The organism is Desulfosalsimonas sp. (assembly GCF_055149105.1).
Window position 1 is genome coordinate 1 of record NZ_JBSRLA010000087.1, and the last position, 11,224, is coordinate 11,224.

At 55.0% G+C, this 11,224-nt stretch carries 7 protein-coding genes; 5 read left to right on the forward strand and 2 right to left on the reverse strand.

What is annotated here, in order from left to right; translation table 11 throughout:
- The first annotated feature begins 280 nt into the window (after positions 1-280).
- A complete protein-coding gene (locus tag ACTCIA_RS15320) occupies positions 281-652 on the forward strand; it encodes an SHOCT domain-containing protein (RefSeq protein ID WP_463002678.1) in 372 nt (123 codons plus the stop codon).
- Positions 653-659: 7 nt separating this feature from the next.
- On the opposite strand, the gene ACTCIA_RS15325 is transcribed toward ACTCIA_RS15320, so the two are convergent.
- Both ACTCIA_RS15325 and ACTCIA_RS15330 read right to left on the reverse strand, forming a co-directional pair.
- Entirely contained in the window at positions 660-1,877 is a 1,218-nt protein-coding gene (locus ACTCIA_RS15325) for a hemolysin family protein (RefSeq protein WP_463002679.1), read from the reverse strand.
- Positions 1,874-4,504 (reverse strand): mechanosensitive ion channel family protein, encoded by a 2,631-nt coding sequence (locus ACTCIA_RS15330; RefSeq protein ID WP_463002680.1) that lies wholly within the window; start codon positions 4,502-4,504, stop codon positions 1,874-1,876. The genes ACTCIA_RS15325 and ACTCIA_RS15330 overlap by 4 nt, the downstream gene beginning before the upstream one ends.
- 390 nt (positions 4,505-4,894) lie before the next feature.
- Here ACTCIA_RS15330 and ACTCIA_RS15335 point away from each other — a divergent pair, with 390 nt between their 5' ends.
- From ACTCIA_RS15335 to ACTCIA_RS15350, 4 genes are all read left to right on the forward strand, one after another.
- Positions 4,895-6,619 carry an ABC transporter ATP-binding protein gene (locus tag ACTCIA_RS15335; RefSeq protein WP_463002681.1) on the forward strand — a complete coding sequence of 575 codons (1,725 nt, stop codon included), beginning with the start codon at positions 4,895-4,897 and terminating at the stop codon, positions 6,617-6,619.
- 77 nt (positions 6,620-6,696) lie between these two features.
- Positions 6,697-8,610: an ABC transporter ATP-binding protein gene (locus tag ACTCIA_RS15340; protein ID WP_463002682.1), complete on the forward strand. Its 1,914-nt coding sequence runs from the start codon at positions 6,697-6,699 to the stop codon at positions 8,608-8,610.
- Between the two features lie 191 nt (positions 8,611-8,801).
- A complete protein-coding gene (locus ACTCIA_RS15345) occupies positions 8,802-10,565 on the forward strand; it encodes a formate--tetrahydrofolate ligase (RefSeq protein WP_463002683.1) in 1,764 nt (587 codons plus the stop codon).
- Positions 10,566-10,707: 142 nt separating this feature from the next.
- The gene (locus ACTCIA_RS15350; protein ID WP_463002684.1) at positions 10,708-11,079 is read left to right on the forward strand and encodes a GxxExxY protein; all 372 of its coding nucleotides are present in this window, start codon (positions 10,708-10,710) and stop codon (positions 11,077-11,079) included.
- Positions 11,080-11,224: the final 145 nt, after the last annotated feature.

Here is an 11,224-nt window from a genome sequence, read left to right on the forward strand (position 1 = left end):
GCGTTACGCGCAATTTCTCAGAATTTCACGTACGGATAAGTACGCTGCATTCTTCGAAATTGCGCAAGCCTTGATCTTGAACTTTTTACGGCGCCATCTAAAAACTTACTTCTAAGGAATGGTATAATCGCCAAACAATAAAAAAATAAGTTTTTGATTTTACTTAACACTTAATCACTTAAAACTTAACACTGCCTGTAAAAAAGACTTTTTACAGGCTTATCAACAATTAAAATCAGACAACTGCACAATCAATTCATCCGACTTCAAGGAGGCGACAATGATATTGAGACGTTTGACAGTTTTTTCTGCGGCACTGGCCGCGGCTTTCGGGATTATGACGTTGGACGGCGCTGTCCTTGCCCAGCAGGGCAGCCCCGACGGATGGCACATGGGCCCGGGCATGATGGGCGGATACGGCTTTATGGGATGGTTCGGGGGCATATTTACCATCGTGGTCTGGGTCCTGATCATTGTGGGCCTGGTTTTGCTGATCCGGTGGCTTGTGCAAACCACCAAATCCGAACCCGGCGCATCAGCCGGAACCGGGGCTTCAACATCCAGGGCCCTGGAAATCCTCAGGGAGCGGTATGCCAGAGGGGAAATCGACAAGGCCGAATTTGAGGAAAAGAAAAAAGACCTGACTTCATAGTATCGGCTTACTTGCGCTGGACAATAAAGGAGATCACCCGGTTGCCCTCGACCTCCTTGACCGTGACCACGTACTTGCCGATCACGATCTGCTCCTGCTCCCGGGGAATCCGGCCGATCTGCTCTAAAATAAAGCCGGTAAAGGTTTCATAGGAGGAGGATTCCGGGATGTTCATGCGCAGCCTGGCATTGACAATGCTGATGTCGGCTGAACCCAGCACCAGCCATTCCTTGTCCCGGATCTTGACCACCGGGGGCTTGACAATGTCGGTTTCATCCACGATATCGCCCACAATGGCCTCGAGCACGTCTTCAAGAGTAACCAGGCCGCAGACCTCGCCGTATTCATTGACCACGATGGCGGCATGCTCTTTTTTGCGCTTGAACTGATTGAGCAGCTGGTCGATCTTTTTGTGCTCGGGAACAAAATACGGGGCGCGCATGATCTTTTCGATGTCCACCCCGGTTTCAGTTCGAATTTCCTGCTTAAACAGGTCCTTGACATTGACCAGGCCCACCACGTGATCAATATTGCCCTCGATCACCGGAATCCGGGTATATCCGGATTCCAGGATTTTTGCCAGATCCGGCTCCCCGCCCCGTTCAAGCACGAACATGTCCGCGCTCGGGGTCATGATCTCCGAGACATTGATATCATCGAGCTTGATGATGTTATAAATCAGCTCGCGCTCCTCGGGATTGATCTGACCGCCTTCATGCACCACGTCGACAAACGTGATCAGCTCGTCTTCTGTCACCGGAGGCGTGCCCCGGGCGGCGCCGGCCAGACGCGGGATGAAATTTAAGATCCAGATCACGGGCAGAAACACGTAGGAAAGCCAGAACAGGGGCAGGATCACCACCCGGGCCACTGCCACGTTGTGCTGGGTGGCCACGGTCTTTGGAAAGATCTCGCCGAACACCAGGATCAGAAATGTCATGATCCCGGTGGCGATGCTTACGGCGTTGCTGGACAAATAGTGCATGGCAACAGCCGTGGCCAAAGACGATGCCCCGATGTTGACCAGGTTGTTTCCGATCAGAATGGTGGACAACAGCCTGTGGGGGTCTTCTTTCATCCGGAAAATCAGGTCGTTGATCCGCCCCCCGGAATTGCCCAGATAGCGGGCCTTTGTTTTGCTGATGGAAAACAGAGCGGTTTCAGATGATGAAAAAAAGCCTGAAAGTAGTACCAATACCGCCAGTACGACAAATTGTGGTGTCATGTTTCGTTTTGCTCCAGTGCCCCTGCTTGTTCAGGGGGCTCAAGCTTGCCGGTTTTCAGATAAACATCCCGCTGGGGAAAGGGAATGGTGATGCCGTGTTCCTTGAACTGCTTGTCAATGTCAGTGCGCACGTCAGTTTCAACGGTTAAAAACCAGTCAATGTGGACCCAAAAACGCAGCTTGAAGATCAGTGCGCTGTCCCCGAAATCCGAAAACAGCACCTCCGGGTGGGGCCGGCGCAGAATCCGGGGATGCTGGTAGGCCACGTCCATCAAAACCTCCCTGACCAGCGCGACATCGGAGCCATAGGCCACCCCCACCTGGACAGTCCTGCGGATCCGGGCATCGCGGTAACTCCAGTTGGTGACCACCTGGCTGATCAGATCCGCATTCGGAATAATGAGTTCTGCGTTGTCAAATGTGCGCATCTGGGTGGAGCGCACGTTGATTTCCCGGATCGTACCCCATATGTCGCCGATTTCAATCACGTCTCCGACCTGGATGGGCCGTTCGAACAGCAGGATGATGCCGCTTAAAAAGTTGTTGAAAATATTTTGCAGCCCGAAACCAAGCCCGATACCCAGGGCACCGAAGACCACGGTAAGGGCGGTTCCGCTGATGCCCACGGTGCGGAGGGCAATCAAAATGCCCGCCGACCAGAGCACGTAGCCGGTGATCCGGAGTATGGAATCCTTCAGGCCAGCCTCCATTTCAGTATCCCTTAGCACCCGGCCGCGGAGAAATTCCTTGAAGATCACGGTAAAGGTATGGACAAACAGCAGCACGATTAAGGCATAAACAAAACCTGTAAGGCTTAAGCGGAAATCGCCCACCGTGACCTCGTAATTGATGGCATACAGAATATCCACCAGAAAGGTGCGGGGGGCGCCCCATGCCACAAAAAAAGAAAACAGAGCCCCCGCCCCAACCCCGATCCGAAGCAGCCGGACAATGAGCCACCGCACCGGATAGGGCCGGGGACTGAGCGGATCTATATCCACATCATCGGAACGCTCAATGTGGGCTGCCACATCCGATTCCCGCAGCACCCGATACAGGATAAACACCCAGAACATCAGCACAGCGGTTTTTGCCCACCCGAAATACCAGTATGCGGCCAGCCCGCCAAAACCCATAAGCTCAGCCAGCAGACCCGGCAGCACCAGCCCGTAGCCCATGGCGATCAGAAAAGGGTTGAGCAGCGGAAACCATCGATGCTCGGAGAACTCGGACCCGGCGGTGCTGCGGCGAAATACATGAAAAAAATAAATGCACCAGCCCAAAAGCAAAAATTCAAAGATCAGCCGCCATGCGATCAGGGTCATGCAATTGGTGCAGATTAACCGGCTTAACAACAGATGACCAATGCCGTATATCAAAAACCCGGAAAACAGGCGGCGCAGGGGCGAGTATATGCGATGAAACAAAGGATCCGAGGTCTGCCCGCCCAGGGCCTTTAGAAATATCCGTCCCCATCGCACCACCATGATCAGGGCAAGCAATCGGATGATCAGCGGCAGCAGGGAAAACACCGGTGTGAGCTGGTACATGGGACGGATCGGGAAAAAATGCAGGTAGGCAATGGCCCCGGCCCATGGCAGGGACTTTTGAAACAGCTTGAGCAGGACGTAATGCCAGAAACGTTCCTCATCAAGGCTTTTCTGCATCCGTGGCCCGCAGAACCGGGTGCATGCATACAAAATCGCCTGGAGCACGGCCAGCAGAAACAAAAACACACCCAGAAACAAGCTGTACTCCTCCCAGGTGACTATACCGGTTTTGGTCCAGGCGGTTTCAAAGATCAGGGTGCGGAGAGTCTCAAGGGATTCGCCCAGATTGGTCCGCAGCTCCCCTCTGGCCAGGCGCAGCATCGGGCTGAGATCGTAGTGCAGGATGCGGCTTTTTTTGCGCGCCTCGATCTGTTCGTCGATCTTTGCCCCAAGGGGACGAATCCTTTCCACCAGCAGCCTGCTTAAGCCCTGCTGCTGATCCTTATAAATTTCAAGGATCTGCCCGATCCTGGCCTGCTTGGTTTCAAGCAGGTCAATGAGGGCATCGAGTCTTTCGGCCAGTTCGCTGCTAAGGGCTACCTGGGGCGGCCGGGTTTTGAGGTCCGTACGCTGATCCGTATAGGACGCAACCTGCTCACGGGTCTCTTTCAGGGCTTTTTCCCAATCGTCGATTTCATCCTTGATTTTTTCGAGCCGCTCCCGGATGTAGCCCACAGCAACGTTTTGACGGCTTTTGGCCTGTTCCAGTTTCCGGGCTTCCACCGAGGGCAGCAGGAGGAGATTGGAATAGGTGGATTCCATGAGCTGAATCCGGCTCATCCGCTCTTTCATCTCTTCGGCTTCGGCCTGAAGGGACTCAAGTGCTGTGGTAACCCGGTCCAGCTCCTTTTTTTCCACCTCCATGGCTTCGCCAAAGGACCGGGTCAGGGTCTGATAAAGGCGGCTGGCCGCCTGGCTGGCTTCGGCCTCATTAACGAGCTGGTCCTGCTGGGCCCGCGGGGCCGGAGACAAGACCAGAAAAAAAATGACCACAACGGCCGCAAACCACGGCCAGTGGCCGCCGGCTGCAGGCCGCCGGTCTTTCTGACTTCCGGAAAAGTATCTGCTGGATCTCATTGCCAACTTCTAAGTAACTTCGTTCAAAGTTCAAGGTTCAAGGTTCAAGGTTCAAAAAAATAAAACCAAAGGTTTTAAGCATGGGGCAAAAAGTTATTTGCAGTGTTCGGTCCCGGGCGGAGGCCCGGGGGAAACGCTTTCAAACAGGTGAATCAACCGGGCCAGGGACTGGCCAGGAAACAAATCCGATACGGAAACAGACAGTAAAAAAACAACTTCGCTGTAACTTTTTCTTATCACAGAGCGATATCAAATATCAATGCACTTTGTGGACATCCTTGCAGCCCGCCCCGGGCGGAGCCGGGGGCCTTGCGCCGGCATCAAAAAAATCTTTACACCGCGTGCACCGGCGTAGTAATGCAAATGCCACCATCAATTACGGACAGGTCCATGCGTTCAGTTCATCTGATAAAACCCTATTTCTCACAGCGGCGGAACCTGATTTTCATCGGCATTGTCTGTCTGATGATCGTGGATCTGCTCCAGCTCTTTATTCCCCGGGTGGTGAAATGGGCTGTGGACGATTTGACCGCCGGCCGGGTTGACATGGCCGGGCTGGGCCGGTATGCGGCCATGATCGTGGGCATTGCCGCGGCCATGACGGTGCTTCGCTTTTTCTGGCGCCGGCTTTTGATCGGCACGTCCCGGGTTGTGGAAGAAGGCCTGCGCAATCGGCTGTTTTCCCATATCCAGACCCTTTCCGCCCCGTTTTTTGATCAGCGATCCACCGGCGATCTCATGGCCCATGCCACCAATGACATCAACAACGTGCGAATGGCCGTGGGCATGGGGATGGTGGCCTTAACCGACGCGGTATTTCTGGGAAGCGCGGCCATCGGGTTTATGGCCTATATCGATGTTCGCCTCACCATTGCGGCCCTGCTGCCCATGCCCGTGATCGTGGTGGTCACCCGGATTTTCGGCAGGAAAATGCACCGGCTCTACACCCGGGTCCAGGCCACTTTTTCGGACATGACCGAAATGGTCCGGGAAAGCTTTGCCGGCATCCGGACGGTCAAGGCCTATAACCGGGAACAGACCGAGTTTTCCCGCATGCAGGATATATCCAATGTCTATATCACTGAAAACCTCAAACTGGTGCGCATCACCGGCTCTTTTTTTCCCCTGATGGTGTTTTTCACCAACCTGAGCCTGACCATCGTGGTTTTCTACGGCGGACGACTGGCCATTTTCGAGCGGATCACCGCCGGCGATTTCGTGGCTTTTATCAGCTATCTCAACATGCTCATGTGGCCCATGATGGCCATGGGATGGCTCACCAACCTGATCCAGCGGGGAAGCGCCTCTCTGGACCGAATCGACTCGATTCTGTCCACAGAACCCAAAATCCGGGATGCACCAGACGCCCGGCCGGTTTCCCGGGTCAGCGGCGAAATCGGCTTTGAGCAGGTCAGTTTTTCCTATCCCCAGGCCTCAGAGCCGGCTGTTGAAAACATCGACCTAAAGGTTCCGGCCGGCCGCACCCTCGGAATCATCGGCCCCCAGGGCTCGGGCAAGACCACCCTGCTCTACCTGCTCACGCGGCGCTATGACGTATCCGCCGGGGCCCTCCGGATCGACGGCCATGATATCCGCACCCTGAAACTCGGGGACCTGCGGCAGCAGATCGCCCACGTGCCCCAGGAGCCCTATTTGTTTTCCGGCACCATTGCCGAAAACATTGCATTCGGCAGAACCGTTGACCATGACCGGCTTGTTGAAGCCGCGCGCCGGGCCGCCCTTTATGAAACCATCTGCGAGTTTCCAAGGGGGTTTGACACGGCAGTTGGCGAAAAGGGGGTAGTGCTTTCCGGAGGGCAGAAACAGCGCATTGTACTGGCCCGGGCCCTTCTTCGGGATGCGCCTGTTTTGCTGCTCGACGATCCCATCGGGCAGGTCGACAGCCGGACCGCGGCTGAAATCATTTCCGTGATCCGGGAGCTGGCCCGGGAAAAAACCGTGGTCATCGCCTCCCACCGGATACCGGCCGTGTCCTTTGCCGACCGGATCATTGTGCTCGACAGCGGCCGGATTGCGGAAACCGGGACGCACGAAGAGCTGATGGAACATAACGGGTATTATGCGAGGACTGAGGTGCTGCAGAGATATGAATAGGTTCAAGGTGAAAGGTTCAAGGTTCAAAGTTCAAGGTTCAAAGTTCAACGTTCAAGGTTGGGGGCCGGAATAAGTAAATGAGTGCTGAAAGGGATATATTTGCGGAAAAGGAGCTGGGAAAGGCACGGGATACCGGGCTTTTGCGCCGGCTTTATCCGTTTGCCGCCCCCTACCGGATCCTGCTGGCAGTTGCCCTTGTGCTCATGGCCACGGTCACGGTGCTGGAACTGGCCATTCCTTACGTGACCAAGGAAGCCATTGACCGCTATATCGTGCCGGAAAAAAACATCAGCATGCCCGGGCCCGGGGCTCCGGCTGACGGCGAATCAACGCAAAAAGACCGGGAACCGGGGGCTGAATCTTCTGACGCATCTGCAAACAAACCCGGGGACCAATCCGGAAATCTTTCAGAAGACCAGCAATTATCCGGCCTGAGCCGGGCGGCCCTGGTGCTGGTGGTCATCATCCTGCTCAACCTGGCGGTCAATTTCTTTCACGTGCTGATCATGGAATACACGGCCCAGCACATCATGCATGACCTGCGCCTGAAGCTGTTTGCTCACATCCAGCGGCTGTCTGTGCGGTTTTTCAACCACAACTCCGTGGGCCGGCTGGTGACCCGGACCACCAACGACATCCAGAACATGCACGAGATGCTGACCTCGGTGATCATCTTTGTGCTAAAGGACCTTTTTCTGCTGCTGGGCATCACAGCGGTGCTTTTTGCCATTGACTGGCAGCTTGCACTGGCGGTTTACGTGATTTTCCCTCTGGTGTTTTACGCCGGGTTCCGGTTTGCCGGCACTGCCCGGCAGGCCTTTCGCACCCTGCGCATCAAGGCCGCGGAAATCAACACCAAGTTTTCCGAAACCATCGGCGGGGTCGGCATTATCCAGCTTTTCGGCCAGGAGAAAAACAATTACGATAACTTCCGGCGCATCAACCACGAAAATTTCCTTGCCGGAATGCGCCAGATCACGGTTTTTGCCATGTTTATGCCCTTTATCGAGCTGATGAGCTCGGTGGGCCTTGCCGTGGTGATCTTTGCCGGCGGCTCCGGGATACTCGCCGGCCGGGTGAGCCTGGGCGAACTGGTGGTGTTTATTTCCTATGTCCGCATGTTTTTCCGGCCCATCAGAGATATTGCCGAAAAATACAACATCACCCAGAATGCCATGTCTTCGGCTGAACGCATTTTCCAGATCCTGGACGAAAACGACCGCATCGCTGAACCCCATGCACAGGATGCTGCAGCCGTGCCAAAGCGTTTTGAGAAAATCTGCGCCGATAACCTCTGGTTCGGCTACCAGCCGGAGCAGCCCGTGTTAAAGGGAATCGATTTCACACTGGACGCCGGCCGCACCCTTGCGGTGGTGGGGCCCACGGGCGCGGGCAAGACCTCGCTGATTCATCTGCTGGTACGCTTCTATGACCCGGACCAGGGAGCCATCCAAGTCAACGATATTGATATCCGAACATTTGCGTCCGGCGCGCTTCGCAGCAAAATCGCCCTTGTCTCCCAGGAACCGTTTCTGTTTTCCGGAACCATTTTCAACAACATCTTCGGAGCCAACAGCACTCCGGATGAACAAACCGTGGACCGGGTCCTGGACCAATCCAGAAGCCGCTCTTTTATCCAAAACCTGCCGGACGGCATCCACACCCGCCTCACAGAACAAGGTGCCACCCTGTCTTCGGGTCAGCGCCAGCTGATTTCCATTGCCCGGGCCATAGCAGCAGATCCCGAGCTGATCATATTTGACGAGGCCACATCCTATATTGACTCGGAAACCGAGGCCAGCATTCAGGATGCGCTTTCCAACCTCATGGCCGAGCGCACCTCCATCGTGATTGCCCACCGGCTGTCCACGGCCAGAATCGCAGACACCATCCTGGTCATGCGCCACGGGCAGATCGCGGAATCCGGCTCCCACGCACAGCTCATGGCCAGAAACGGGTTTTACAAAAGGCTGGTGGAAATTCAGGGCTAAGACGAATGGAGGCTGCGAGCTGAAAGGGATAAAAACGTTTTTAAAGTTTTTGTATTTCCGGTGCTGAAATGCGTTGGATTGGTCTTGTCAAAAATGGGCTGAAATGGTATGTAGAAACTTTACATGCTTGTGCAGGCCGTAAACCTTAGATAATATTCATTATCAACCCAAAACGCCAAAGGAGAGAAAACATGGCATACGATGCAGTAAACATGGCTGACTGGCAGATTTCCGAAGCAGCCGAGGAAAACATGCCCACCCCGGAAGACTGGGTGGAAAAACTCGGACTGGAAAAAGACGAAATGCTGCCCATGGGCCGGCTGGGCAAGGTGGACTTTCTCAAGATCATGAACCGCCTCCAGGACAAGCCCGACGGCAAGTACATCGAAGTCACCGCCATCACACCGACGCCCCTTGGCGAGGGCAAGAGCACCACGTCCGTGGGGCTCATGGAAGGCCTTGGCATGCGCGGCAAAAACGTGGGCGGCGCCCTGCGGCAACCCTCGGGCGGGCCTACCATGAACGTCAAGGGAACTGCAGCCGGCGGCGGCAACTCCCTGCTGATTCCCATGACCGAATTCTCCCTGGGCCTGACCGGCGACATCAACGACATCATGAACGCCCACAACCTGGCAATGGTGGCGCTGACCTCCCGGATGCAGCATGAAAGAAACTACACCGACGAGCAGCTCCAGCGCCTGTCGGGAATGCCCCGCCTGGACGTGGACCCCACCCGGGTGGAGATGGGCTGGATCATTGACTTCTGTGCCCAGGCCCTGCGCAACATCATCATCGGCCTCGGCGGCCGGGCCGACGGCTACACCATGCAGTCCAAGTTTGCCATCGCGGTGTCCTCCGAGCTCATGGCCATCCTGGCCGTGGCCACCAACCTGGCCGACCTCAAGGAAAAGATCAACAACATCACCGTGGCCTTCAGCAAGACCGGCAAGCCCATCACCTGCGGCGACCTGGAAGTGGGCAACGCCATGACCGCTTTTATGAGAAACACCATTAACCCGACCCTGATGTGCACCGCCGAGTATCAGCCCTGCTTCGTGCATGCCGGCCCGTTTGCCAACATTGCCGTGGGTCAGAGCTCGATTATTTCCGACCGCATCGGTCTGAAGCTCTTTGACTATCATGTCACCGAGTCCGGGTTTGCCGCAGACATTGGTTTTGAAAAATTCTGGAACGTCAAGTGCCGCAACTCCGGCCTCAAACCCCATGTTTCGGTTCTGACATCCACCATCCGCGCCCTGAAAATGCACGGCGGCGGTCCCAAGGTCGTGCCGGGCAAGGAAATGCCCAAGGAATACAAAGAAGAAAACACCGAGCTGGTGGAAAAAGGCGTGGAAAACATGGTCCACATGATCAATGTGATCCGCAAAGCCGGCATCAACCCGGTGGTCTGCGTCAACCGCTTCTACACTGACACTGACGATGAAGTCGCCATTGTCAAGAAGGCCGCCGAGGCAGCCGGCGCCCGCTGCGCCGAGTCCAAGCACTGGGAAAAAGGCGGCGAAGGCGCCCTGGAATTTGCCGATGCCGTGGTTGACGCCTGCGAGGAAGGCAATAACTTTGACTTCCTCTATCCCCTGGACATGAAACTGCGCGACCGCGTGGATGTCATTGCCCGGGAGGTCTACGGCGCCGACGGTGTGGACTGGCAGCCCGAAGCCGAGCAGAAGGCCAAAATGCTCGAAGATGATCCCAAGTATGCGGATTACACCACCATGATGGTCAAAACGCACCTGTCGCTGACCCATGAACCCACAAGGAAGGGTGTTCCCAAGGGATGGCGGCTGCCCATCCGCGACGTGCTGATCTACTCCGGCGCCAAGTTTCTCTGCCCGTGTGCCGGCACCATCAGCCTGATGCCCGGAACCGGCTCCAACCCGGCCTTCCGCCGCATTGACGTGGACACGGATACAGGCAAGGTCACCGGCCTGTTCTAGACAGCAACGACTCATAAGTCATATTCAAACCATAAAAAACCGGGGCGTTATATAACGCTCCGGTTTTTTTATTGCAGCCGCAGTGGAATTGACTTACTTTCAAAACCATAAACCATGAAGAGCATGAAGGACATGAAGGAATATGGAATTCAGTGAGCTGTCAAATCGTGTGATCGGTTGTGCCATTGAGGTCCACCGGGAATTAGGGCCGGGCCTGCTGGAATCCACATATGAGCAGTGCCTGGCGCATGAATTGAAGCTAAACGGCATTGAATTCATGCTGCAACACACCTTGCCGGTGGAATTTAAAGGTATGCGGATAGATTGCGGATATCGGGTGGATGTGCTGGTTGAAAACCAGCTTATTATAGAACTCAAAAGCGTTGAAAAATTAACCGGTGTGCATCAAGCCCAGTTGCTGAGTTATATGAAGCTTGCCGGCATTTCCCATGGACTTTTGATCAATTTCAACGTTTATCGATTAAAAGACGGATTGAAAAGCTTTGTCTTTTAACTGCCTTCATGTCCTTCATGCTCTTCATGGTTTATGGTTTGATGGCGCCGTAAAAAGTGCAATATCTGCGTTACGCGCAATTTCTCAGAATTTCACGTACGGATAAGTACGCTGCATTCTTCGAAATTGCGCAAGCCTTGATCTT

Coding starts and splice junctions, on each gene's coding strand:
- ACTCIA_RS15335 (WP_463002681.1), top strand. CDS start 4,895: ATGCGTTCAGTTCATCTGATAAAACCCTATTTCTCACAGCGGCGGAAC.
- ACTCIA_RS15350 (WP_463002684.1), top strand. CDS start 10,708: ATGGAATTCAGTGAGCTGTCAAATCGTGTGATCGGTTGTGCCATTGAG.
- ACTCIA_RS15330 (WP_463002680.1), bottom strand. CDS start 4,504: ATGAGATCCAGCAGATACTTTTCCGGAAGTCAGAAAGACCGGCGGCCT.
- ACTCIA_RS15325 (WP_463002679.1), bottom strand. CDS start 1,877: ATGACACCACAATTTGTCGTACTGGCGGTATTGGTACTACTTTCAGGC.
- ACTCIA_RS15320 (WP_463002678.1), top strand. CDS start 281: ATGATATTGAGACGTTTGACAGTTTTTTCTGCGGCACTGGCCGCGGCT.
- ACTCIA_RS15345 (WP_463002683.1), top strand. CDS start 8,802: ATGGCATACGATGCAGTAAACATGGCTGACTGGCAGATTTCCGAAGCA.
- ACTCIA_RS15340 (WP_463002682.1), top strand. CDS start 6,697: ATGAGTGCTGAAAGGGATATATTTGCGGAAAAGGAGCTGGGAAAGGCA.